Below are 22,689 nucleotides of genomic sequence, written 5' to 3' on the forward strand. Positions count from 1 at the left end.
CATCCACTCTACAGCTCTGAAACACCACACCGTTTGTGGAAACAGACAGTGTGTGTTGTTTCGTAGTGTTTCGGTGGTTATAGCGTCAGGGAAACGCCCGGTCCCATTCCGAACCCGGAAGCTAAGCCTGACAGCGCCGATGGTACTGCAACCGAAGGGTTGTGGGAGAGTAGGACACCGCCGGACTAACATTAAAAGAGGGTCCAGGCCCCGGTCGAGAACCACGAGTTCTCCCGGGGCCTGGACCCTTTCTTCATACCCACACCCCGCCACACCCGTGACCAGACGCGTCACTCGCGTGCTTGAACACGTCACTCACGTGATCAGACGCGTCACTCACGTGATCGGACGCGTCATTCGCGTGACTGGGCGGGCGACACGAGCGGGCAGGCAACCCCAGGTGCCGTGCCGGCCACCTGATCACGCGTGTCGTCCCTCCACACACGCGTGTCGTCCACCTGATCACGCAAGTCACCCCCCTGATCACACGAATGACGGCGCTGGACACGCGAGTGACGCGCTCAAGCACGCGAGTTACGAGTTCGATCACGCGAGTGACGCGCTCAGCCACGCGAGTTACCCGTTGCGTCACGTGAGTTGGGGAGCGAGCGGGAGTGACGAGGCCGGGCGGAGTCGGGAGTGGCGGGGTCGGGGACGTGAGCTGAGGAGTCGGGCACGTGAGTTTGGGGTGGGTCACGTGGGTGGCGGGATCAGGGCGGGGAGGGTGTCGCCGAGGGGGCCGCGGACGACGGCCGTGGCCATGGAGTCGTAGGGCGTTTCGGAGCCGTTGCAGATCACCACGGCGGCTCCGGAGCGGGAAGCGACGCTCACCAGGGAGGCGGCCGGCTGGACGCGTAGCGAGGACCCGGCCACCAGCAGGAGGTCGCTGTCGGAGACGGCGGCGCGGGCGGCTCGGAGCAGGTTCTGGTCCAGGTGCTGACCGAAGGACACAGTGGCCGACTTCAGGATGCCGCCGCACACCAGACAGGGCGGGTCGGTCTCGCCCGCGCGGACGCGCTCCAGCGTCGAGCGCATGTCCCGGTGGTCGTCACAGGACAGGCAGACGGATTCGAACATGGTCCCGTGGAGTTCCAGCACCCGCTCGGGCGGTGAGCCCGCCTTCTGATGGAGCCGGTCGATGTTCTGGGTGATGATCCGCGTCGGTGAGAGGCGCTCGAGCGCGTAGTGCGCGGCATTCGGTGTCGCGTCCCAGCCGGGGTGCACCAGTCGCGCCTGCCAGGTCCGTTCGCGGACCTCGCGACTTTCCCGGTACGCCTTGAGGTTCGACATCTTCTCCGCGGCCGGATCGCGGGTCCAGAGGCCCTGCGGGCCGCGGAAGTCGGGGATCCCCGAATCCGTGGAGATCCCGGCGCCGGTCAGTGCGACGACCCGGCCGGCGCCGGCCACGAGTGAGCGGGCGGTGCTCAGGGTGCTGGTCACCGGCCCATCATGCCTCTACTTGAGCGCGCTGCCCGCCTGCCAGTCCGTCCACGACTTCGACCAGTCGCCGTAGAGGTCCCACACCGGGAGCTGCGGGCCACCGGAGTTGGTCACCTCGACGACGTCGCCGAGCCCCATGTTCTGGTAGAACCACTGGGCGTTGGCGGCGTTGAGGTTGATGCAGCCGTGCGACACGTTGGAGCTGCCCTGCGCGCCGACACTGTTCGGGTTCTCGTGGACGAACTCGCCGTCGTTGGAGATGCGCAGCGACCACTTCTCGTTCGCCTTGTAGTACCCCGGCTGCCCCTGGCAGACGCCGTAGGTGCACGAGTCCATCACGTAATTCTCGTGTTTGTCCGAAATGACGTGGGCGCCCAAATGCGTGGGTGTGGCGTCCTTGCCCATGGAAATGGGCATCGACTTCGCCAACTGGCCATTGTGGAAGATCTGCATCTGTTCGGTGTTGCCGTCGGCTTTCGCGACCCACGAATCGTGCACTTTGTACGTTTCGGTGCGATCGGTCGCGCCGTACACGCCATTGCCGAAATCGACGCCGTAGATCATCGCCGACACCTTGAGCGTCGTCCCCGGCTGCCAGTACACCTTGGGGCGGTAATGGACGTTCTTGTCGTCGATCCAGTACCAGGAGCCCTCCTGCTTCGGCGTGGACTCCACGGACAGCTTCTTCTCGACCTCGGCCTTGTTCTTCACCGGCTGGCCGAAGGCGAACACGATCGGCTGCCCGACGCCGACGCCGGCGGATGCCACCGCGGCTGGGGCCGGGATGAGGTTCGGGTTCGCCTGCTGCTTCGGACTCAGCGTGGAGACCCTGCTCTGCTGCTCGACGGGCTTCCCGTCGGTGCCCTGGGCATGCGCCACGATTTTGTACGTGCTGCCGTAGCCGAGCGGCTCGGTGGTCCTCCAGCTGAGCCCGTCGCTCGCGAGTTCGCCCTTCACCTGGTTGCCCTTGTCGGCGTTGCTGACGGTGACGTCGATCAGTTTGCCGTGCTCGGCCTTGACCACCACCGGCGTCGCCGGATTGACGTTCGTCCCGCCTGCCGGATCGATGGTCACCGAAACCGGGCTCGTGTCCGGTTCGGCGCTGGTGCCGGGGGAATCGGTGCCACCCGAAGGCGAGCAGGCCGAGATCACCAATACCGCGGCGAGTATTCCGGCCGTCGAAAGTAATGTCTTCTTGGGAAACATGTGAGTCTCTTTTTACGTCGCTATCAGCGGAAAGTTCTCTTTCAAAACTACGCGACGAAGAAGACGTGATCGATGCCGGATGGTTGCCTGTCAATCCACGACGAGACCGGGGGCACCATAAAGACCGGGGCCATCGACACGCAATTCGCCCAAATAGGTCTTCGCGGCTTCATAGGCTTCGGCGGTCAGCGTGGTGGTGTGGCGGAAGTCCAGCGGGCTGACCCGCACCGGCTTCGGCCCGGGCACGTACACCACGGGCACTTCGGCCGCGGCGATCGGCGCTTCCAGGACGGCCTGGTTCCGCATGCTGATCATCGCGGTGAACATCAGCACCTCGGCGAAGGTCTGCGGGGCGCCGGGCATCTTGCCGGGGAAGGCGCAGTCGAGGACGACGAGCGATTTCGCGCCCATGGCGAGCGCCTGGCGCATCGGCACGTTGGCGACCAGGCCGCCGTCGTAGAGCATGCGCTTTCCGAACGGCACTGGCGGATAGATCCCCGGGATCGCACAACTGGCCAGCAGGGGAGCCAGAACGGGCCCGGAGCGGATGAGGAGCGGCTCGGCGGTGTCGACGTCCGTCGCGACGACACCCAGCGGTAGCGCGAGATCCTCGAACCGGGCGCCCTCGCCGATGTGCTCGTCGACGATCGCGGCGAGACCGGTGTTGGGGAACAGGTTCGTCTTGCTGTGCCGCAGCGTCCGCACCTGGCTGAACACGCCGCCGGGGAACGCCTCGTGCCGGGTCATCCGCGACCAGATCCGGTCGAGCCGGTCGCCCGATTCGTCCCCGAGGGCGAGCACGGCGGCGTTCAGCGAACCCACCGAGGTGCCGACGACGAGGTCCGGGGTGATCCCGGCTTCGGTCAGGGCGCGCAGCATCCCGACCTGCATGGCCCCGAGACTGCCGCCGCCACCGAGCACGAAACCGATCGGCTGGGGCAGGTTCAGGGCGGCCATACCCGGGAATTTAGTCGTCCGCGCCGATCTTCGCCGGAGTGGCTTCCTCGACCGCGACGGCGAGCGCCCGCTTCTTCTTGTAGCGCAGCAGGAAGTACACGGCGACGCCGACGAGCACGCCGACGATCACCAGCCCGCCGGTGTTGAGCGCGCCTTCGACCTTCTTGGCGGCTTCACCGAGAGCGGCGCCGATGCCGATGTGGATGGCCGACCAGCAGGCCGCGCCCGCCGCCGCGGCGGGCAGGAACTTGCGGAAGGGCAGGCCCGACGTGCCCGACGCCGCCGGCGTCAGCGTGCGGATCACCGGCAGGAACCGCGCGAAGAACACCGCCCACGCGCCTCGCCGTTCGAGCACGCCTGTCGCCTTGTCCCAGGCGTCGAGGCCGTACTTGCGGATCAGCTTCGTCTCGCGCAGGCGGGGGCCGAAGCGTTTGCCGATCGCGTAGCCGAGAGAGTCGCCGAGCGCGGCGCAGACCGTCACGACCGCCCACAGGGTCAGGAAACGCGGGACCGACGTCGCCGTCGTGGCCGCGACCAGCAGCCCCGATTCACCGGGGGCGATGAAGCCGAGCCCGATGGTGCATTCGGCGAACACCAGCCCGCCGGTCGCCGCGACCAGTCCCGGTTCCGGGAGACCCTGCAGCCAGTTCAGAAGATCAGTTACCAACGCCACCAGGTCACTTTACTGATTCGTGACCTGGTGGGTGGCGATGTCGCGAGGAGGGTGACCGGAGTCACCTCGCCAGCAGCGAGCTGGCTTCCTGCGCGGCGGGGCCCTCGGCGGCCAAGTGGGCCAGGTTCTCCGACAGCGGCTCGCCGCGGTGGGCCTTCGTCTGGGCGAACAGCCGGCCGGCGCGGTACGAGGAACGGACCAGCGGCCCGGCCATCACGCCGGCGAAGCCCATGGCCTCGGCGGCGTTCGAGTGCTCGACGAACTCTTCGGGCTTGACCCAGCGGTCCACCGGATGGTGCCTCGGCGACGGGCGCAGGTACTGGGTGATCGTCAGGATTTCGCAGCCCGCGTCGACCAGGTCCTTCATCGCGGGCGCGACCTCGTCCGGGGTCTCGCCCATGCCGAGGATCAGGTTCGACTTCGTCACCAGCCCGGCTTCGCGAGCGCGGGTGATGACTTCCAGCGACCGCGCGTACCGGAAGCCGGGGCGGATGCGCTTGAAGATCCGCGGCACGGTCTCGACGTTGTGCGCGAGCACCTCGGGGCGGGAGCCGAAGACTTCGGCCAGCTGGTCGGGATCGGCGTTGAAGTCCGGGATCAGCAGCTCGACACCGGTACCCGGGTTCAGCGCGTGGATCTGGCGCACGGTTTCGGCGTACAGCCACGCGCCGCCGTCTTCGAGGTCGTCGCGCGCGACACCGGTGACCGTCGAGTAGCGCAGGCCCATGGCCTGGACGCTCTCGGCGACCTTCCGCGGCTCGGTGCGGTCCAGCTCGGCGGGCTTGCCGGTGTCGATCTGGCAGAAGTCGCAGCGCCGGGTGCACTGGTCGCCACCGATCAGGAAGGTCGCCTCGCGGTCTTCCCAGCACTCGTAGATGTTGGGACAGCCGGCTTCTTCGCAGACGGTGTGGAGGCCTTCGCGGCGCACCAGGCCTTTGAGTTCGGTGAACTCCGGACCCATCCGCGCGCGCGTCTTGATCCAAGACGGCTTCTTTTCGATGGGAGTCTGGGAATTCCGGACCTCGAGCCGCAACAGCTTGCGGCCATCTGGGGCAGCACTCACACCGCCACCCTACGCCCGCCGGAGCAGTGGTCGCCGCTCACGCGGGGTCGGGGGTGACGCCCGTCAACTTGGTGGTCACGTCCCACAACGCGGCGCCGAGCGACTCGCTCTTCGCGGCGGCCAACGGCCGCACCTTGACCGGCGCGCCGCGAAGCCCGCCGAGCCCGCGCGGGCCGATGTAATCGCCGCCTTCGACCTCGGGGGAAGTCGCCGCGAACAGTTGCGGGAGCGTGCCCTGGCGGGCGTTCTGCGCGATGAAGATCTCGCCGATCCGGTTGCCGCCTGCGACGAGCGCGCGCACCACGGGATTGCGATAGGAACGGGCCATGCCCGATCCGAGCCCGGTCCAGGTGTAGCCCGGGTGCGCCGCCACGCTGACGACGCCGTCGCCCGCGGCGCGCAGCCTGCGGTCCAGTTCGAGCGCGAACACCTGATTGGCGAGTTTCGACTGGCCGTAAGCCGAGCCGGGGTTGTACATCCGGCGCTCGAAGTTCGGGTCCGCGATGTCGATGCGCGCGCCTGTCGCCGCGACACTCGACAGGGTGACGACGCGCGCCCCGGAGCCCTTGCGCAGGGAGGGCATCAGCAGCCAGGTCAGCACCGCGTGCCCGAGATGGTTCGTGCCGAACTGGGTCTCGAAACCGTCCTTGGTGTGGCCGCGCGGGGTCGCCATCACGCCCGCGTTGTTGACCAGGATGTCGAGCTTGCCGCCTGACAGCTCCTGGACCTTCTTCGCGGCTTCGCGGACCGAGTCGAGGTCGGCGAGGTCCAGCCGGACGAGCTCGGGCGCCTGCCCGGTCGCGGCCGCGCGAACCTGTTCCAGTGCCTTGGCGCCGCGCTCCGGCGATCGGCAGCCGAGCAGCACGCGGGCCCCCTTGCCCGCGAGCACCTCGGACATGCGCAACCCCAGCCCCGAGTTCGCCCCCGTGACGAACACGGTCCGGCCGGTCTGATCCGGGATGTCGGCCTCGGTCCAGCGCGCGTGAGCAGCCATGTCGGTACCTAACTACATCGTCGGCGAGGCCGCTACGCCGGATCAGGCGCTCGGTGCGAGCAACCGGAGCAGATGACCCATCGGGCTGCGGCGGCGGGCGGGCTTCGCGTGCCGTCCGTGCCGGAGCAGGGCGGCGAACGCGCTGCCGACCTTGGTGATCTCGTCGATGGGCTCGTCGCCGTCGGCCAGTCCCGCCGTCAGCGCGAGCATGCGCAGCTCGGCCTCATGGCCCGGGATCAGCGCGGGGCACCGGTCGAGAGCCGCGTCGAGAACGGCGCGAAGGGTCTCGTGTTCGGCGGTGGCGCTGTTCCAGGCACGGGTGACGGCTTCGACCCGGTCGAGCGCGAGGTCCTGGTCGGCGTAGTCCGGATCGGTCATCTCGGCGCGGAGACGACCGGCGAGCACCTGGTTCCACTTGTACCGAAGCGCGACCAGAAGCTCTTCCTCGGTCGCGAAGTACTTGGTGGCGCCAGGGATTTCTTCGAGTGAGATCGCGTCCGACGGGTGGTGACCCGCCTGGCGCAGTGCGGCTTCGAGGATGTCGCGCCGCTGGTAGAAGTCGTTCCAGCTCATGATGTGGGCTCCCCTCCGTGACCCGGTTCATACCGCAGGTTTGCGGCATACTCCCGGTACGGACCTGACAGCAGTCAACATACCATGGGTATGGAGTGGGACCGGCGGCGTAAAGTTGTGAAGGTGGCGACATTGAGGTCAAGGCGGCTGGACTATTCCGAGTCCACCCGGTCGGCGCTCGTCGAGAGTGCCGTGGAGCTATTCACCAAACGCGGGTACGCCGGCACGTCTCTCGACGAGATCGCCAAACGGGCCAGGGTGACGAAGGGCGCGCTGTACCACCATTTCAGCGGTAAGCAGGCGCTGTTCGAGGCCGCCTTCGACACGGTCGAGAGCCAGGTCTTCGACCGGCTCGAAAAGATCATGAACGGCCCCGATTCGCCGTGGGAGCGGGCGCTCGCCGGGCTGCGCGGCTTCCTGCAGAGCTGCCTCGACCCGGCGTACCAGCGCATCGCGATCCACGAGGCGCCGGTGGTGATGGGCTGGGAGCGCTGGCGCGAGGCGGAGGAGCGGTGCAGCTTCGGCCTGGTCCGCACCGGGATCCAGTCGCTCATCGAGGTCGGCGAGGTCGACGACGTCCCGGTGGACGTCACCGCGCGGCTGCTGTTCGGCGCGTTGTCCAGCGCCGCCATCGAGATCGCTTCGTCCCCCGAGCCGAAGAAGGTCAGCGCCCAGGTCGAGGAGGTCCTGGTGCGGCTGCTCGTCGGGTTCCGCCGTGTTCCGCCCGCCGAGCACGGGAAAGCGAGCTGACGAAGCCCTCTATATGGTGGCTTTCGTGGACCTCAGGATCTTTACCGAACCCCAGCAGGGGGCCAGTTACGAAGACCTGCTCCGGGTGGCGAAGGCCACCGAGGACGCGGGTTACGACGCCTTCTTCCGCAGCGACCACTACCTGAAGATGGGTTCGGCGACCGGGCTGCCCGGGCCGACCGACGCCTGGATCACCCTCGCGGGACTCGCCCGCGAGACCCGTCGTGTGCGGTTGGGCACCCTCGTCACCGCCGCCACCTTCCGGCATCCGTCGGTGCTCGCGATCTCGGTCGCGCAGGTGGACCAGATGTCGGGCGGCCGCGTCGAACTCGGCCTCGGTTCCGGCTGGTACGACGACGAGCACACCGCGTACGGCCTCGACCTGCCGCCGATCAAGGAGCGGTTCGACCGCTACGCCGAGCAGCTCGCCGTCGTCACCGGGCTGTGGGAGACGCCGGAGGGGGAGACGTTCTCCTTCGACGGCGAGCACTACAAGCTCGTCGACTCGCCGGGCCTGCCGAAGCCGGCGCAGCGGCCCCGGCCGCCGGTGATCATCGGCGGTGGCGGCAAGAAGCGCACTCCGGCGCTCGCCGCCCGCTACGCGGATGAGTTCAACCTGCCGTTCGTAGGACCGGACGTCGCCGCGGCGCAATTCGGCCGCGTCGACGACGCCGCCCGCGAGATCGGCCGCGACCCCAAGGAGATCATCCGTTCGGCCGCGCTCGTCGTCGCCGTGGGCCGTGACGACGCCGAGGTCGCGAAGCGCGCTTCGGTGCTCGGGCGCGAGGTGTCCGAGCTGCGGGAGAACGGGCTCGCGGGGACGCCTGCGGAGGTCGTCGAGAAGGTCGGGCTGTGGCGGGAGAAGACCGGGATCACCCGGCTCTACCTGCAGCTGCTGGACCTGTCGGATCTGGACCAGATCGAGCTGATCGCTTCCGAGGTCGCTCCTCAGCTGGACTGACGCTTAGCGCGTGAAGGCCCCCTTCCCTCGGCTGAGCCGAGGGAAGGGGGCCTTCACGCGCTTCTCTAGTTCTGCAGGGCGAAGGTGACGCCGGGGGCGGCCGGGGCCTCGGGGCGCGGCAGCCAGCGCTCGTCACTCACTGGCAGATCGCCTTCGAGCGCCGCGAGGACGGCGTCGCGCGCCATCGGCAGCACCGACGCCACGGTGACCTCGCGGTCGAGCTCGTAGGAAAGCGACGTCACCCCCGCGTCCCGGATGCCGCACGGGACGATCTTGTCGAAGGCGCCCAGGTCGGCGTTGCAGTTCAGCTCGAAACCGTGCATGGTCACGCCGCGCTGGACGCGGATGCCGATCGCGGCGATCTTCCGCTCCGGGCCGCGGTCGTCGGCGGGGATCCAGACGCCGCTGCGGCCCTCGACCCGGCCGGTGTGCACGCCGAGCTGGTCGCAGACGGTGATCAGCGCCTCTTCGAGACGCCGCACGTAGTGCACGACGTCGATCGGGTCGGCGAGTTTGACGATCGGGTACCCGACCAGCTGGCCCGGCCCGTGCCAGGTGATCTTGCCGCCGCGGTCGACGTCGATCACCGGGGTGCCGTCGGTCGGCCGGTCCTCGGCTTCGGTGCGCTTGCCCGCGGTGTACACCGACGGGTGCTCCAGCAGCAGCATGGTGTCCGGGCCGTCACCGTCGGCACGCGCGGTCACGTGCTCTCGCTGGAGTTCCCAGGCTTCGGTGTAGTCGATCGTCCCGATCTCGCGGACGTCGACGGGCTCGGCGGAGGCGCGGCATGACGTGGTCGAAGAGCTCACGTCAGCGACACTACGCCGGGTCTTTCGGCAGGGGGAGCAGGCCCAGCCCGGCCGCAACGATCAGGCCGACGCCGCCCACCGCGAGCACGGAGCCCGCGGTGTCGGTCAGCCAGTGGACGCCCAGCACGATGCGGCAGAGGGCACCCGCCACCGTCGCCGCGGCGGCGATCGTGATCGCCAGGCGCGTGAGGTGCGGGCGAGTCCAGGCGCACAGCAGTACCGCGACGAACCCGGTGCACGCGACGGCGACCACATGCCCGCTCGGATAGCTCAGATCGGGGAATTCACGCGGCCGTTCCCGGTAGAAGGCCGGTTTCGCGATCAGGCTGGTCATCCGGCACAGCAGCAGGACGACGGCGAGTTTGACGCACAGCACGGTCAGGTCCCGGCGGCGCCAGGCGACCACCGCCAGCACCGCCCCCAGCGCGAACGGCAGGACCGGGCCGAGGACGTTCGTGACCAGGCCGGCCACCTGACCGGCGGGCCTGGTGTGCTGGCCGCGGAACGCGTCGGCGAGCGCGACGTCCACCGGCGGCGGCCGCTCGTCGACGGACAGCCCGAGGACGACGAAGCCGATCAGCAGGAGGAACCCGGCGAGGGTGTACAGACCGCGCCGCACGGTCATGTCGCGGCGGCCAGCGCGTCCTCGAGGGTCGGATGGCGGAACGCGTATCCCGCCTCCTCCAGCACCCGCGGCATGGCCCGCTGGCCGAACAGCGCCATCTCCTCGGCCGCCTGCCCGAGGGCGATCTTCATGGCGAAACCGGGCACCTGCCAGATCGCCGGCCGGTGCACGGCGCGGCCCAGCGCCTTCGTGAAGGCGGCGTTCGTGGCGGGCTGCGGGCCGGAGAGGTTGACCGCGCCGGACAGAGTTTCGTTCTCCAGCGCGAAAACGATCGCGCCGACCTCGTCGTCGAGTGAGATCCACGGCATGTATTGCTTGCCGTCACCGAGTTTTCCGCCGAGTCCCAGGCGGAACAGCGGGCGCAGGACGTCCAGTAGCCCGCCTTCGCGCGCGAGCACCAGCCCGGTGCGGATGCGCACGACCCGCGCGCCGGCGGTGGCCGCGGTCTCGGTCGCGCCTTCCCAGGCGGTGCAGAGCTCGGCGAGGAAACCGCGTCCCGCCGGGCTCGTTTCGTCCACAAGGGACGGACCGGCGTCGCCGTAGTAGCCGACGGCGGAGGCGTTGACCAGCACGGGGATCCCGTGTTCGGCGACGGCTTCCGCGAGGACCTCTGTCGGTTCGACCCGGCTGTCGAGGAGGACCTGTTTGCGGGCCGCGCTCCAGCGTCCGGGCAGCAGTGGCGCTCCCGCGAGGTTCACGACGGCGTCGACCCCGTCGAACGCGCCGTCCGCGATCTCGCCGGCGGGAGGATCCCAGCGGCGTTCGTCGGCCGCCCGCTCCTCCCGGCGGACGAGCCGCACCACTTCATGCCCGGAACGGCGTAACCGTGTCGTGAGGGAGGTGCCGATCAGTCCGCTCGCGCCCGCGATCAGAACTCGCATGATCCGATCGTGTCCTATCCGCGATCCGGCCGCACGCTCAGGTTCTTCAGTTGCCCGGCGACGTCGGACGCGGCGGTGAGCAGCACCAGCACCGGGATCGTCGCGGCGGGCCGGAGCCGGTAACTGCCGCGTTTGTCCTGCTCGACGATCCCGGCGCCGGTCAGCGCCTTGAGGTGGTGGTACAGCTGGCCCGGCGAGCCGAGTTCGGCGGCCTCCTGCAGGGCGGGCGCGGTCTGCGCGCCCTTCTCGGCCAGCGTCCGCACGAGTGCCACCCGCGCGGTGCTGGACAGGGCCGCGAGGACTTCGACCCGCGGCCCGTCCTCGAACGCCAGCATCGGCCCGGGCGTGACGTTGATCGCCCAGCTCAGTTCGAAGGGCTCGGTCAGCTCGCCGTGATAGCCGACCAGGCCGCCAGGGCCGGCCGCCGGTTCGGTCTGCCGGCTGTGTCCTCCTTCGAGCGCGGCCACCCGTGCTTCGAGGGCGGCGATCCGCTCGGCGAACTCGGCGTTCATACCGGTTATCTATACCGCCGCCTCAGTGAAGCGCTCGTTCCAGGGCGGTGAACCGGGCCGGGTCCGACAGCGCCGCGAGCACGAGGTCGATGAGCGGCAAGGCGTTCTGCATGTCCTGGTCGCTCACGCCGGTGAGCAGGACCGCTGCCGTGCCCGAACGTCCGCCCGGCCAGCGGACGGAAAGCCCGAGCGTCAGCGAACGCGGCAGGCTTCCGCCCTTGAAGAGCACTTCGCTCGCTCCGGGCGGCACGCGGTCCGCGAGCGGCTTCGCGAGGATCTCGCGCGCGGGTGCGTACAGGCCCTTCGCGATACTGCGGTGAAGCGAGAACAGCTCCGACGCCGAGCCTTGGCCGTGCCCCTTGATCCACGGCCATTGGGCGTCGGAGGTGCCCGGCATGCCGGGCCAGCGCTTGAAGGCTTCGGCGCGGAACCCCGGATCGCGAACGAACCGGCGCGCGACCGCGTCGCCCATCGCCCGCCGGACGGCGACCGGGCTGCCGGGCGGGGGCGCGTACTCCGGCATCATCAGCATCAGGACCTCGCCGCCGAGCGAGCGGGTGTCCGGCCGGAACCAGCCGCCCCGCGCGGCCGCCCGCCGGAGGGCGGGATCGCCGAGGCGGGTGCGGAGATAGTCCGTCGCGGCGTTGTCGCTGAAGAAGATCATCGCTTCGGCGAGCCTCGCCAAGGGGACGCGCTGCTCGGGGTCCTTGGCGATGCCGAACTCGTCGCAGGGGATGCCCAGCCAGTTGAGCGCCTGGAAATGCGCGCGGCCGTCGGCGACGAAGGGGTGGTGGGCGTCCCAGTCGCCCACCCGGATCTGTTCGGCCGGGTCGAGCCGGCTCTCGGCGTACGCGCTGAGATGCACGACTTTGACCGACGAGGCCAGAACGCGCCGGACGTCGGGGTTGCGCGCGGCGCGGCGGCCCGCGCCGTCGTCGATCAGGACGGAGACGTCGCCGCGGTGTGCGGCGATCCAGTCGAGCCAGCCCTGTTCTGTCGTCGTGTCCGGCTGGGCCGCGGTCGCGGTTCCCGGCAGCAGCAACGCGGCCGATCCCGCGGCGGCGCCCGCCAGCAGATGGCGTCTGGTCAGCATGGTGGCGTCCTCCCTCTTGTTTTCCGTAATTCCGGAATACTAGAGTTCGGGTCGCCTGTCAAACTCCCGCATCCAGAGGACTAAATGCGGGGAAGAAAGAGGAAGGCCCCCGCCCCGCCGAAGCGGAGCGAGGGCCTTCCTGGACTACCGGAGGATCAGAGACCGAGCTCGTCCTCGAAGTTGCCCTCTTCCAGACGCTGCTTGATCGTCGTGACGAAGCGGCCCGCGTCGGCCCCGTCCACCAGGCGGTGGTCGTAGGTCAGCGGGAGGAACGCCATCGACCGGACGGCGATCGTGTCGTTGCCGTCGGCGTCCGCGATCACGACCGGGCGCTTCACGACCGCGCCGGTACCGAGCATGCCGGACTGCGGCTGCACGATGATCGGCGTGTCGAACAGGGCGCCGTTGGAGCCGATGTTCGTGATCGTGAAGGTGCCGCCCGACAGCTCGTCCGGCTTGATCTGGCCCGAACGCGCGCGGCCCGCCAGGTCGGCGATGCGGTGCGCGAGACCGGCGAGGCTGAGCTCACCCGCGTCGTGGATGACCACCGACAGCAGACCCTTTTCGGTGTCCACCGCGATCCCCAGGTGCACCGCACCGTGGTAGGTGATCTCCTTCGTGTCCTCGTTGTAGGACGCGTTGACGTTCGGGTGCTGCTTGAGCGCCTCGACGGTGGCCTTCGCGAAGAACGGCAGGAACGTCAGGTTGACGCCCTCGCGCTCCTTGAAGGCCGCCTTCGCCCGCTGACGGAGCTTGGCGATCTTCGTGACGTCCACCTCGTGGACCTGCGTGAGCTGCGCGGAGACCTGCAGCGACTCGCGGGTCTTCGTGGCGGTGATCTGACGGATCCGGCTGGCCTTCTGCACGGTGCCGCGCAGCGCCGCGAGCTCCGGCGAAACCGCGGCCTTGCGCGGAGCCGACGGGGCGGCGGCGGGGGCCGGGGCGGCGGGCTGCGCGGCGGGAGCCGGGGCGGCCTTCTGCTTGGCCTCGGCGGCCGCGAGCACGTCCTGCTTGCGGATACGGCCACCGACACCGCTGCCGGACAGCGACGACAGGTCGATGCCGTGCTCCGAAGCGAGCTTGCGGACCAGCGGCGTCACGTACGGCGCGTTGTCCGAGCCGTTGTCGCTGCTCGCCGCCGGCTTCGGGGCCTCGGCCTCGGCCTTGGGAGCCGGGGCGGCCTGCGGAGCCGGGGCGGGCTTCGGCGCGGGAGCCGCTTCGGCCTTGGGCTCGGGCTTCGGTTCCGGCTTGGGCTCCGGCTTCGGCTCGGGCTTGGGTTCCGGCTTGGGTTCGGGCTTGGACTCGGCCTTCGGGGCCGGGGCGGAACCGGCGGCACCGATCACCGCGAGCACCCCGCCGACCTCGACGGTCTCGTCCTCACCGGCGCGGATCTCCAGCACGGTGCCGGCGACCGGGGACGGGACCTCGGTGTCGACCTTGTCCGTGGAGATCTCGAGCAGCGGCTCGTCGACCTCGACGCTCTCGCCGACCTGCTTGAGCCACCGGGTGACGGTGCCCTCGGTGACGCTCTCGCCCAGCTCGGGCAGCTTCACCTCGGTGCCTTCGCCGCCCGAAGCCGGCGCGGTGTCCGGCTGGGAGGGCGCGGAGGCCTCTTCCTTCGCGGGCTCCGGCTCCGGCTCGGGCTGCGCCTCTTCGGCGGCAGGCTCGGCGGAACCGGAGGACTCCGGCACCCCGCCGGTCCCGTCGTCGATGACGGCGAGCTCGCCGCCGACCTCGACGGTCTCGTCCTCCTGAGCGCTGATCTTCACGACCTTGCCGGCGACCGGGGACGGGACCTCGGTGTCGACCTTGTCCGTGGAGATCTCGAGCAACGGCTCGTCGACCTCGACGGTGTCGCCCTCCTGCTTCAACCACCGGGTGACGGTGCCCTCGGTGACGCTCTCACCGAGCTCCGGCAACGTGACGGAGTAGGCCATCGTTCGCTGACTCCCTTGATATGTCTTGCTTGGTCTGGTTCTTCGACGGTGAGACGTCAGCTGTGCACGTGCAGCGGCTTGCCCGCGAGGGCGAGGAACGCTTCACCGAGGGCCTCGGTCTGCGTGGGGTGCGCGTGGATGAGGGGAGCCACGTCCTCGGGGAACGCCTCCCAGCTGTAGATCAGCTGCGCTTCGCCGATCAGCTCGCCGACGCGGTCGCCCACCATGTGCACGCCCACGACCGGCCCTTCCGGAGCCTTGATCAGCTTGACCCCACCGGAGGTCTTGAGGATCTGGCTCTTTCCGTTGCCGCCGAGGTCGTAGGTGAAGGTGGTGACGTCGGAGCCGTACTTCTCCTTCGCCTGCGACTCGGTGAGGCCGACCGAAGCGACCTCGGGGTGCGAGTAGGTGACGCGCGGGATGCCGCTCTCGTCGATCACGCGCGGCTCCTGGCCGGCGATCTCCTCCGCGACGAAGATGCCCTGCTGGAACCCGCGGTGCGCGAGCTGCAGGCCGGGGACGATGTCACCGACGGCGTAGACGTTCGGCAGGTTGGTGCGCAGGCGGTCGTCGGTGAGGACGAAGCCGCGCTCCATCTTGACGCCGGCCTCCTCGTAGCCGTGCCCGGCCGAGTTCGGGCCGCGGCCGACGGCGACCAGCAGCAGGTCGGCTTCGAGCGTCTCGCCGGACTCCAGCGACACGCTGACGCCGTTGTCGTCCTGCTTGGCGCCGGTGAACCGGACGCCGGTCTTGAAGGCGATCTTGCGACGGCGGAAAGCGCGCTCGAGCTGCTTGGACGCGTACTCGTCCTCGTTCGGGACCAGGCGGGGCAGCGCCTCCACGATGGTGACGTCGACGCCGAAGGACGCCCAGACGGACGCGAATTCGACACCGATGACACCACCGCCGAGGACGATGACCTTCTTCGGGACGTAGTCCAGCGAAAGGGCCTGCTCGCTCGCGATGATGCGGCCGCCCAGCTCCAGGCCGGGCAGCGTCTTCGAGTACGAGCCGGTGGCGAGGATGACGTTCTTGCCGGTGTAGCGGGTGCCGTCGACCTCGACGGTCGTGCCGCCGACGAACGTCCCGGTGCCCTCGACGAGGTTCACCTTGTGCGCCTTGGCCAGGCCCTGGAGGCCCTTGTACAGGCGGGAGACGATCCCGTCCTTGTACTTGTTGACGCCGGCGATGTCGATGCCTTCCAGCACGGCCTTCACACCGAAGGTCTCGGCGTCGCGGGTCTCGTCGGCGACCTCCGCCGCGTGCAGGAGGGCCTTGGTCGGGATGCAGCCTCGGTGGAGGCACGTCCCGCCAAGCTTGTCCTTTTCGATCAGGGTGACGGAAAGGCCCAGCTCGGCCGCGCGGAACGCGGCGGCGTAGCCGCCCGATCCGCCACCCAGGATCACAAGGTCGGCGGAGGTGTCGGTCACTTCAATAACTCCTCGGCAAGCGGTAGGGGTGGTGCTCTGGCGCCGCTTCGCGCGGTATACGCGCGCGCGGACACTTGCCATCTTGTCACTACGTATGGAGAGGCTGCGACCTAGGCCGCGTCCTGTGACCCACGGGACACGGCCCGCCAGGGTCGCCACGGTGAGCACACACGCGAGTCGGGATAATGGGCACCGGACGCTACTGGGAAGTGAGGTGGTCGGAGTGGGTCTGTTCGACTCGCTGCGCCGGCGCTCTAAAGGCGGGCAGAAGCCCGGTACGCTGCGGAAAGCCTCTTCGAACGACTTCAAGCATCTCGAGGAGTGGGCCGCTTCACGGACCGGCGTCGAGGCTTATGTCGAGCCCAAGACCAACGTCACGGAGACCACCGTCGTCCTCATCGCCCACGACGGCGAATGGACCCGGCGCCGGATCGAGAGCCTGGACGCGGCTCAGCAGTTCGGCCGCAAACGGTCGATCCCGGTGTACGAGGTGGCGCGGGTCGGCTACCCGAAGCGGATGCGGGAGTACACCGAGCGGAAGAAGCGCGGCGAAGCCTGAGGCGGGATCAGAGGTCGATCTCGCCGACATGCTGTCCGTCGTGGACGGTGCCCGTGTCCCGGAAGCCGAGCCGCAGGTAGAACGCCTCCGGGCTGTGCTCGCCCGGCACCCAGAGGGTCGTCGCCCGCCGGCTGCCACGGCGCCGAGCCTCGTCAAAGACGGCCTCGACGGCGAAGCGGCCGTAGCCCTTGCCTTGCCGACCTGCCGCGACGTTGAGCCGCCACAGCCCGCAGCGGAAGTAGTCGATCGGGCAGTCCGGATCGAACGCGCCCATCACGAATCCGACCGGTTCGCCGTCGTCGAGGATCAGCCGCGGCCAGGCGGCTTCGGGCTGCGTGTAGGCCTCGGCGAGTGACCGGGCCACGGGGGCCACGTAGGACTCCTGGTGCGGTTCGACGACGATCGAACAGGCGACGCCGACGTTGTCCCGGGTGATCTTCGCGAGCGTGAGTGCGGTCATGGTCGCGAAGCTAGCGACGCGCTCCGGCGGAATTCACGCGGATTGCGCCAAAAGGAGCAAGTGCCGCTCCAGCAGCGCCCGGAACGTCGGATGCACCGTCGTGCCCAGCGCCGGGTCGATCTCGACCGTCCGCCACTCGTCGCCGGCGGCCGTCAGCAGTACGACGGCCGGGTCCGCGATCACGACGACACCGCCTTCCGCGCGGAGTTCCGCGGTCCCGAGCAGCCGCGGGAAGACGACGTCGGCGGGCAGGCCGTCGCAGGTCTGGAGGAACTCGCGGTAGTCGTCGGGCAGCCGGAGGCCGAGCCGCGCCTCGGCGGCGCCGATGGTGCGAAGCGACGCGGCCGGGGGAGCGGTGCCGCCGCCGCGCAGCCGCAGGATGCCCGCGATCATCTCGCGCCAGGAGCCGGTGTCCGGCGGGTAGCGTTCGTACAGCGCCGCGACCAGCGCCCCGGCGCACACTTCGGTCCAGCCGCCGAGCCCTAGCGGGTCCGCACCGCCGGCGAGCCGCGGCGCGAGACGCCGGGTCGCGGCGAGCACGGCGACGTCCGGGCGACCCTGGCGCGACGCGATCTCCGCCCAGGCGTCCAGATCGCCTCGCGCGACGGCTTCGCGCAACCGGTCCGGGCGTGACGGGCCGAGATGCGAGACGGCCTCGCCGATCGGGGAGCCGCCGAGCAGACCGTCGAGATCGGACGCCCGCCGGGCGAGGTACTCGTCGTGCGCGCGTTCCTCCGCGTCGAGATCGAGCGGGATCATCCCCGCGGCCCAGTCCGGGTGCGCTCCTCGCGCTTCGAAGAGCATCGCCCACGCGCGGGCCTGCACGGCGCTGGGGACCAGCGCCGTGACGGGACGTTCGGTGAGCGCGTGCCAATGTGTGACCAGCCGGTCGGCGTCCGCCATCGCCCCGGACGCGGCGAACAACAGCGCCGCGTGCGCGATCCGGTCGTCGAGCGCCGCGTCGTCACCGCTCAGCACGTCCCTGATCGCGCCTTCGAGATACGCGTCCCTGTCCACGGCACCGACCCTGCCACAGATGCGCGTGAAGGCCCCCTTCCCTCGGCTCAGCCGAGGGAAGGGGGCCTTCACGCGCGAAAAGGATCAGCCGTTCGCGGCGATGTCCGCGAGGACCGCGGCGATGGTGCGGACCGGGACGCCGGTGCCGCCCTTGCCGGTGTAACCCCACGGCCCGGAGGTGTTGAACGACGGGCCCGCGATGTCGATGTGCGCCCAGGGCAGGCCTTCGGTGACGAACTCGCGCAGGAAGATGCCCGCGGCGAGCATGCCGCCCCAGCGGTGCCCGGTGACGTTGGCCAGGTCGGCGAGGCGCGAGTCGAGGTCGGCCCGCAGCTCCTCCGGCAGCGGCATGGCCCAGCCGCCCTCACCGGTGGCCTGCGCGATCGAAGCGATCCGGTCGCGGAACTCGTCGGAGCCCATGACACCCGCGGTGCGGTTGCCCAGCGCGACGACCTGCGCGCCGGTCAGGGTCGAGGTCTCGATCAGGTAGTCGGGGTTCTCCTCGCCCGCGCGCACGATGGCGTCGGCCAGCACGAGACGGCCTTCGGCGTCGGTGTTGAGCACCTCGACGGTCTTGCCGCCGTACATGCTGAGCACGTCGCCCGGCCGGTACGAGGTGGCCGAGGGCAGGTTCTCCGCCAGCGGGATGTGCGCGACGACCTCGAGCGGGTACTTCAGCTTCGCGGCCAGCACCACGGAGGCGAGCACGGCGGCCGCGCCCGACATGTCCGAGGTCATGTGGTCCATGTTCGCGGCGGGCTTGATCGAGATGCCGCCCGAGTCGAAGGTGATGCCCTTGCCGACCAGCGCGACCTTCTTCGAGGCCTTCGCGGGCTTGTAGGCGATGCGCAGCAGGCGCGGCTGACGCGACGAACCGCCGCCGACGCCGAGGATGCCGCCGAAGCCCTTGCGCTTCAAGGCCTTCTCGTCGAGGACCTCGAAGTCGAGGTTGTTGGCCTCGGCCAGCGTCTTCGCGCGGTCGGCGAAGGAGGCCGGGAACAGGTCGTTCGGCGGGGTGTTGATCAGGTCGCGGGCGACGATGACCGACTCGGCGATCAGGCCGGCGGCCTTCAGCGTCGCCTTGTGGTCCTTGGCGGTGCCCTCCTCGGGGCTCACGAAGTCGACCTTGGCGACCGGGGCGTCACCCTTCTCGGAGCGGTACTCGGTGAAGGAGTACGCGCCGAGCACGGTGCCCTCGACGGCGGCCTGCAGGTCGATCGCCGACAGCGTGACGAACGCGCGGTCGGTCCCGCTCAGCGCCCGCGCGGCGGCACCGGCGCCCCGGCGGACCTGCTCGGCGGTGACGCCGTCCGCGCCCGCCTTGCCGAGGCCGACGGCCAGCACGACACCGGCGGACAGCTTGCCCAGCGTCGGTACCTTGACGACCTCGTCGGCCTTGCCGGACGCGCCGAGGGTGCCGAGGACGTCGGCGAGCTTGCCGTCGAAGGCGGCGTCGGCCACGGAGGAACCGGCGGCGAGGGCCAGGCCGTCCTCGCCCTGCAGGGTTCCGATGACGACGACGTCGGCGCGCGTCTTGGCAAGCGCCGCTTCGGCGTTCTCGGTCAGGGCAAGCTTCGGCACGGTCACTTCTGGCTCCTCGCGCGTTCGCGGTGGTACCGGGCGGCCGCCCGGTTGGATCGTGAGCCATGCTAATGACAGCGGGACCTGGGGTAACAGCGGGGCCGATCGGGTAACTGGATGACACCGGAAGGGAGACGGCGTGCGGCTGGCTGGCGGTCTGCTCATCGCACTGGCGGCGGGCACCTCCGGAGCGGATTACTGGGTACTCGCCGCCGTCGTGGTCGCGGCCGTGCTCGCGGTCGCGGCGGAGGCACTGCTGCCGCCGCTGGGCGACACCCGACCCGACCGGATCGCGGGCTCCGTTTCGCGGTTGGGCCTGGTCCTGGTCTTCGCGACGACGTTCGGCCAGTACGTCTTCCCGTCCGCGCCGGGAGCCGCCGCCGCGGTGTTCGCCGTCGTGGTGACCGTCGCCGACCTGGCCGGCGTCCGCCTCGGCGGCTACGCCGCCCGCTGGATCACCGGCCTGCTGCTGGTCGCGGCCGCGTCGCTGATCGCCGTCTGCGTCGGGATCCCGCCGCTGGCGCAGTTCATCGCGCCGGACCCGCCGTCCGTGCCCGGACTCGGCCTCGCCGTGCTGGTACTGCTGCCGTTCCTGCTGCCCCGCCGACCCGGCGCGGGCCGCGCCGCCGCGGTGGGCGCCGTGGCCGTCGCGATCACCGCTGTCGCGCTCTACCAGCTGGGGCCGATCCGGCTGGGGCTTTCGGCGACGTCGTTCCGTGAGCTCCTCGCCGCGGCCGACGGGGTCTCGCTGCTGCCGGTGCTGACGGTCGTGGCTGCCGTGGCGACCGTCCCCGTCGCGGTGGACGCCTTCACCGACGGCCGCGAGCGGCTTTCCCCGGAACGTCCGAAGGCGACACTCGCTTGTGGACTGATCGTGGCCGTCGCCGCGGCCTTCGCTGGGCCGGTCGTGGCCCTCGGCCTCGCGGGAGTGGGAACGCTCGCCGAACTGGTTCTGCGGGTCCGCGCCCGTCGGTACCGTTCGAAGAGTGACCGTTCAAGGCGTGCATGATCCTCTCTGGACCCCTGGCGACACGGTCGTCGAACGCTTCCTCCGGCCGGACGGCTCGATCGGCCAGCACCACCCGCTGCGCGTCATCTCCGACGACGGCACCGTGCTGCTCGGCTGGCTGCCAGCGGACACCCCGATCGTCGGCAGCAGGCTCGCCGACGGGCGGCTCTTCCGCGAGGCGCCGCTCGAGGAGCGGTTCCGGGTGCCGAGGGTGCGGGTGGCCGACTTCTGGCGCGACACCTCGACGCTGCGCCGCATCGCCGACGACGAATGGTCGTCGGTCTGGTGGTTCTTCGACGCCGGCGGCCGTTTCCTGAACTGGTACGTCAACCTCGAGGTCCCGCTGGGGCGCACGCCGTCGGGACCGGACCGCATCGACGGCATCCTCGACGTCGCCGTCGAGCCCGGCGGACGCTGGCAGTGGAAGGACGAGGACGAGGCGGAGGAGGCCGTCCTCGCCGGCCGCATCACCGCCGGCCAGCTGGAGCGGCTGCGTGCCGAGGGCGAGCGGATCGGGGCACTCGCGGACGCCGGGCGGTTCCCCTTCGACGGGACGTGGACCGACTTCCGGCCCGACCCGGACTGGCCCGCGCCCGGCCTCCCCGAGGGGTTGCTTTAGCTCACCTGGAGGAGCAGGAGCAGCACCAGCACCACGTTGATCACCGTGAGGATGACCACCGACTTGGTGCCCAGCTCGCGCGGGAACACCTTGCCGTGGATGCTCCTCCACCAGAAGATGCCGAAACCGCCGGCGACCAGTCCGAGGAACGCGCCGAAGCCGCTGTCGAGCAGGGCCCAGCCGTCCATCATCAGCACGCCGGTGCCGAAGGTGAGCAGCACGGCCGTCACGAAGGTCTTGACGTCGGCCCCCGCGCCGGGGGTGGCGGGCTTGGCCGGCTGGGCCGGGTGGGCGGGCTGCATCTGGTTGTACGTCACGCCGCCATCCTAGGGGCGAGGACCCTCCCGTGTTCGTCGTGACGGACAGATCGAGGGAGGTAAAGATATGCGGACGTCCGACTAACGTGGGTCCGACCAAGCGTTATCGTCTTAGCCATGACGACCTCGACGCAGTTCACCCACCTCCCGCACCCGAGCCCCGCGAGCCCGGAACGCGTCGCGGACGTATTGGCCGCACCCGGCTTCGGCCTGCACTTCACCGATCACATGGTGACCGTGAAATGGAGCGCCGGGCAGGGCTGGCACGACGCGACCGTCGGGCCGTACGCGCCCTTCGCGCTCGACCCGGCGACTTCCGTGCTGCACTACGGCCAGGCGATCTTCGAAGGCCTCAAAGCGTACCGTCAGCCGGATGGCACGATCGCGGCGTTCCGCCCCGACGCGAACGCGATCCGCTTCCGTAACTCGGCCGAGCGGCTCGCCATGCCGCAGCTGCCGGTGGAGACCTTCCTCGACTCCATCCGCGAGCTCATCGCGGTCGACAGCCGCTGGGTGCCGACGAAGCCGGGCGAGTCGCTGTACCTGCGGCCGTTCATGATCTCCACCGAAGCCGGGCTCGGCGTCAACCGGCCCGCGAACGAGTACCTCTACGCGCTGATCGGCTCGCCCGCCGGCTCGTACTTCTCCGGCGGCGTGAAGCCGGTGAGCGTCTGGCTCTCGACCGAGTACGTGCGCGCCGTCCCCGGCGGCACCGGCGAAGCGAAGTGCGCGGGCAACTACGCGGCGTCCTTCGTCGCGCAGGCGCAGGCCGTGGAGAAGGGCTGCGACCAGGTCGTGTGGCTCGACGCGGTCGAACGGCGCTGGGTCGAGGAAATGGGCGGGATGAACCTGTTCTTCGTCTTCGGCTCCGGTGACGAGGCCCGCGTCGTGACCCCGGAACTGACCGGTTCGCTGCTGCCTGGCGTGACCCGTAAGTCGCTGCTGGAACTGGCGAAGTCGTTCGGGCACAAGGTCGAGGAGCGGCGCGTCTCCACCGACGAGTGGGAGAAGGCGGCGGCTTCCGGCGAGCTGACCGAGGTGTTCGCCTGCGGGACCGCGGCGGTCATCACACCGGTCGGGCACGTGAAGCACGCGGGCGGCGAGTTCTCCGTCGCGGGCGGGCAGCCCGGCGAGCTGACGATGAAGCTGCGCGGCGCGCTGACCGGGATCCAGGAGGGCACCCGGCCCGCGCCGGAAGGCTGGATGTACCCGCTGGGCTGACG

Annotated in this window: 24 protein-coding genes and 1 rRNA gene; 7 read left to right on the top strand and 18 right to left on the bottom strand. The window is 70.0% G+C overall.

What is annotated here, in order from left to right; genetic code table 11:
* The first annotated feature begins 69 nt into the window (after positions 1 to 69).
* Positions 70 to 186 (top strand): 5S ribosomal RNA (gene rrf, locus H4W30_RS01080).
* Positions 187 to 693: 507 nt separating this feature from the next.
* Here the strand turns inward: rrf and H4W30_RS01085 are convergent.
* The 7 genes from H4W30_RS01085 to H4W30_RS01115 all read right to left on the bottom strand — a co-directional run bounded on the left by H4W30_RS01085 (position 694) and on the right by H4W30_RS01115 (position 6,906).
* On the bottom strand, positions 694 to 1,440 hold the full coding sequence (locus H4W30_RS01085; protein WP_192741065.1) for an SIR2 family NAD-dependent protein deacylase: 747 nt from the start codon (positions 1,438 to 1,440) through the stop codon (positions 694 to 696).
* 15 nt (positions 1,441 to 1,455) lie between these two features.
* Positions 1,456 to 2,646 (bottom strand): L,D-transpeptidase, encoded by a 1,191-nt coding sequence (locus H4W30_RS01090; protein WP_192741066.1) that lies wholly within the window; start codon positions 2,644 to 2,646, stop codon positions 1,456 to 1,458.
* 90 nt (positions 2,647 to 2,736) lie between these two features.
* Positions 2,737 to 3,603: a patatin-like phospholipase family protein gene (locus H4W30_RS01095; protein WP_192741067.1), complete on the bottom strand. Its 867-nt coding sequence runs from the start codon at positions 3,601 to 3,603 to the stop codon at positions 2,737 to 2,739.
* Positions 3,604 to 3,613: 10 nt separating this feature from the next.
* Positions 3,614 to 4,276, bottom strand: a complete 663-nt coding sequence (locus tag H4W30_RS01100) for a DedA family protein (protein ID WP_126737779.1) — start codon at positions 4,274 to 4,276, stop codon at positions 3,614 to 3,616.
* Between the two features lie 61 nt (positions 4,277 to 4,337).
* A complete protein-coding gene (lipA, locus tag H4W30_RS01105; protein ID WP_192741068.1) occupies positions 4,338 to 5,339 on the bottom strand; it encodes a lipoyl synthase in 1,002 nt (333 codons plus the stop codon).
* A 37-nt stretch (positions 5,340 to 5,376) separates the two neighbouring features.
* Positions 5,377 to 6,333 carry an oxidoreductase gene (locus H4W30_RS01110; RefSeq protein WP_192741069.1) on the bottom strand — a complete coding sequence of 319 codons (957 nt, stop codon included), beginning with the start codon at positions 6,331 to 6,333 and terminating at the stop codon, positions 5,377 to 5,379.
* 42 nt (positions 6,334 to 6,375) lie between these two features.
* Positions 6,376 to 6,906, bottom strand: coding sequence for a hypothetical protein (locus H4W30_RS01115; protein ID WP_192741070.1), 531 nt, complete (start codon positions 6,904 to 6,906; stop codon positions 6,376 to 6,378).
* A gap of 132 nt (positions 6,907 to 7,038) precedes the next feature.
* On the opposite strand from H4W30_RS01115, the gene H4W30_RS01120 reads away from it, so the two are divergent.
* The gene (locus H4W30_RS01120) at positions 7,039 to 7,656 is read left to right on the top strand and encodes a TetR/AcrR family transcriptional regulator (RefSeq protein WP_093938700.1); all 618 of its coding nucleotides are present in this window, start codon (positions 7,039 to 7,041) and stop codon (positions 7,654 to 7,656) included.
* A 25-nt stretch (positions 7,657 to 7,681) separates the two neighbouring features.
* Positions 7,682 to 8,617: an LLM class F420-dependent oxidoreductase gene (locus tag H4W30_RS01125; RefSeq protein WP_192741071.1), complete on the top strand. Its 936-nt coding sequence runs from the start codon at positions 7,682 to 7,684 to the stop codon at positions 8,615 to 8,617.
* A gap of 65 nt (positions 8,618 to 8,682) precedes the next feature.
* On the opposite strand, the gene lipB is transcribed toward H4W30_RS01125, so the two are convergent.
* From lipB to lpdA, 7 genes are all read right to left on the bottom strand, one after another.
* Positions 8,683 to 9,426: a lipoyl(octanoyl) transferase LipB gene (gene lipB, locus H4W30_RS01130; protein ID WP_126737774.1), complete on the bottom strand. Its 744-nt coding sequence runs from the start codon at positions 9,424 to 9,426 to the stop codon at positions 8,683 to 8,685.
* Between the two features lie 10 nt (positions 9,427 to 9,436).
* On the bottom strand, positions 9,437 to 10,051 hold the full coding sequence (locus H4W30_RS01135) for a phosphatase PAP2 family protein (RefSeq protein WP_192741072.1): 615 nt from the start codon (positions 10,049 to 10,051) through the stop codon (positions 9,437 to 9,439).
* Positions 10,048 to 10,932, bottom strand: a complete 885-nt coding sequence (locus H4W30_RS01140; RefSeq protein ID WP_192741073.1) for a TIGR01777 family oxidoreductase — start codon at positions 10,930 to 10,932, stop codon at positions 10,048 to 10,050. The genes H4W30_RS01135 and H4W30_RS01140 overlap by 4 nt, the downstream gene beginning before the upstream one ends.
* Positions 10,933 to 10,946: 14 nt before the next feature.
* Complete coding sequence (locus tag H4W30_RS01145; RefSeq protein WP_192741074.1) at positions 10,947 to 11,444, bottom strand: ArsR/SmtB family transcription factor; 498 nt, start codon at positions 11,442 to 11,444, stop codon at positions 10,947 to 10,949.
* A 22-nt stretch (positions 11,445 to 11,466) separates the two neighbouring features.
* Complete coding sequence (locus H4W30_RS01150; protein ID WP_192741075.1) at positions 11,467 to 12,537, bottom strand: serine hydrolase; 1,071 nt, start codon at positions 12,535 to 12,537, stop codon at positions 11,467 to 11,469.
* A gap of 155 nt (positions 12,538 to 12,692) precedes the next feature.
* The gene (sucB, locus tag H4W30_RS01155) at positions 12,693 to 14,474 is read right to left on the bottom strand and encodes a 2-oxoglutarate dehydrogenase, E2 component, dihydrolipoamide succinyltransferase (protein WP_192741076.1); all 1,782 of its coding nucleotides are present in this window, start codon (positions 14,472 to 14,474) and stop codon (positions 12,693 to 12,695) included.
* Positions 14,475 to 14,530: 56 nt separating this feature from the next.
* Positions 14,531 to 15,904, bottom strand: coding sequence for a dihydrolipoyl dehydrogenase (gene lpdA, locus H4W30_RS01160; protein WP_192741077.1), 1,374 nt, complete (start codon positions 15,902 to 15,904; stop codon positions 14,531 to 14,533).
* Between the two features lie 214 nt (positions 15,905 to 16,118).
* On the opposite strand from lpdA, the gene H4W30_RS01165 reads away from it, so the two are divergent.
* A complete protein-coding gene (locus tag H4W30_RS01165) occupies positions 16,119 to 16,463 on the top strand; it encodes a hypothetical protein (protein ID WP_034324128.1) in 345 nt (114 codons plus the stop codon).
* Positions 16,464 to 16,470: 7 nt separating this feature from the next.
* Here H4W30_RS01165 and H4W30_RS01170 read toward each other — a convergent pair whose 3' ends face one another.
* The 3 genes from H4W30_RS01170 to H4W30_RS01180 all read right to left on the bottom strand — a co-directional run bounded on the left by H4W30_RS01170 (position 16,471) and on the right by H4W30_RS01180 (position 19,527).
* Positions 16,471 to 16,923 carry a GNAT family N-acetyltransferase gene (locus tag H4W30_RS01170; RefSeq protein WP_192741078.1) on the bottom strand — a complete coding sequence of 151 codons (453 nt, stop codon included), beginning with the start codon at positions 16,921 to 16,923 and terminating at the stop codon, positions 16,471 to 16,473.
* Positions 16,924 to 16,956: 33 nt separating this feature from the next.
* Entirely contained in the window at positions 16,957 to 17,940 is a 984-nt protein-coding gene (locus H4W30_RS01175; protein WP_192741079.1) for an SMI1/KNR4 family protein, read from the bottom strand.
* A gap of 84 nt (positions 17,941 to 18,024) precedes the next feature.
* Positions 18,025 to 19,527, bottom strand: a complete 1,503-nt coding sequence (locus H4W30_RS01180) for a leucyl aminopeptidase (protein WP_192741080.1) — start codon at positions 19,525 to 19,527, stop codon at positions 18,025 to 18,027.
* Between the two features lie 133 nt (positions 19,528 to 19,660).
* Here H4W30_RS01180 and H4W30_RS01185 point away from each other — a divergent pair, with 133 nt between their 5' ends.
* Both H4W30_RS01185 and H4W30_RS01190 read left to right on the top strand, forming a co-directional pair.
* A complete protein-coding gene (locus H4W30_RS01185; protein ID WP_192741081.1) occupies positions 19,661 to 20,530 on the top strand; it encodes a hypothetical protein in 870 nt (289 codons plus the stop codon).
* Positions 20,523 to 21,149: a DUF402 domain-containing protein gene (locus tag H4W30_RS01190; protein ID WP_192741082.1), complete on the top strand. Its 627-nt coding sequence runs from the start codon at positions 20,523 to 20,525 to the stop codon at positions 21,147 to 21,149. Before H4W30_RS01185 ends, H4W30_RS01190 begins: the two co-directional genes overlap by 8 nt.
* Here the strand turns inward: H4W30_RS01190 and H4W30_RS01195 are convergent.
* Positions 21,146 to 21,466, bottom strand: coding sequence for a hypothetical protein (locus H4W30_RS01195; protein WP_192741083.1), 321 nt, complete (start codon positions 21,464 to 21,466; stop codon positions 21,146 to 21,148). The two genes, H4W30_RS01190 and H4W30_RS01195, sit on opposite strands and share 4 nt — an antisense overlap.
* A 117-nt stretch (positions 21,467 to 21,583) precedes the next feature.
* Here H4W30_RS01195 and H4W30_RS01200 point away from each other — a divergent pair, with 117 nt between their 5' ends.
* Positions 21,584 to 22,687 (top strand): branched-chain amino acid aminotransferase, encoded by a 1,104-nt coding sequence (locus tag H4W30_RS01200; RefSeq protein ID WP_192741084.1) that lies wholly within the window; start codon positions 21,584 to 21,586, stop codon positions 22,685 to 22,687.
* The last annotated feature ends 2 nt before the right edge of the window (positions 22,688 to 22,689 follow it).

The organism is Amycolatopsis roodepoortensis (assembly GCF_014873915.1).
GTDB lineage: Bacteria > Actinomycetota > Actinomycetes > Mycobacteriales > Pseudonocardiaceae > Amycolatopsis > Amycolatopsis roodepoortensis.

Excerpts from the sequence above, each read along its gene's own strand:
- H4W30_RS01090 (WP_192741066.1), bottom strand. The coding sequence starts at position 2,646 with ATGTTTCCCAAGAAGACATTACTTTCGACGGCCGGAATACTCGCCGCG.
- H4W30_RS01095 (WP_192741067.1), bottom strand. The coding sequence starts at position 3,603 with ATGGCCGCCCTGAACCTGCCCCAGCCGATCGGTTTCGTGCTCGGTGGC.
- H4W30_RS01110 (WP_192741069.1), bottom strand. The coding sequence starts at position 6,333 with ATGGCTGCTCACGCGCGCTGGACCGAGGCCGACATCCCGGATCAGACC.
- H4W30_RS01115 (WP_192741070.1), bottom strand. The coding sequence starts at position 6,906 with ATGAGCTGGAACGACTTCTACCAGCGGCGCGACATCCTCGAAGCCGCA.
- H4W30_RS01135 (WP_192741072.1), bottom strand. The coding sequence starts at position 10,051 with ATGACCGTGCGGCGCGGTCTGTACACCCTCGCCGGGTTCCTCCTGCTG.
- H4W30_RS01140 (WP_192741073.1), bottom strand. The coding sequence starts at position 10,932 with ATGCGAGTTCTGATCGCGGGCGCGAGCGGACTGATCGGCACCTCCCTC.
- H4W30_RS01145 (WP_192741074.1), bottom strand. The coding sequence starts at position 11,444 with ATGAACGCCGAGTTCGCCGAGCGGATCGCCGCCCTCGAAGCACGGGTG.
- H4W30_RS01150 (WP_192741075.1), bottom strand. The coding sequence starts at position 12,537 with ATGCTGACCAGACGCCATCTGCTGGCGGGCGCCGCCGCGGGATCGGCC.
- sucB (WP_192741076.1), bottom strand. The coding sequence starts at position 14,474 with ATGGCCTACTCCGTCACGTTGCCGGAGCTCGGTGAGAGCGTCACCGAG.
- H4W30_RS01170 (WP_192741078.1), bottom strand. The coding sequence starts at position 16,923 with ATGACCGCACTCACGCTCGCGAAGATCACCCGGGACAACGTCGGCGTC.
- H4W30_RS01200 (WP_192741084.1), top strand. The coding sequence starts at position 21,584 with ATGACGACCTCGACGCAGTTCACCCACCTCCCGCACCCGAGCCCCGCG.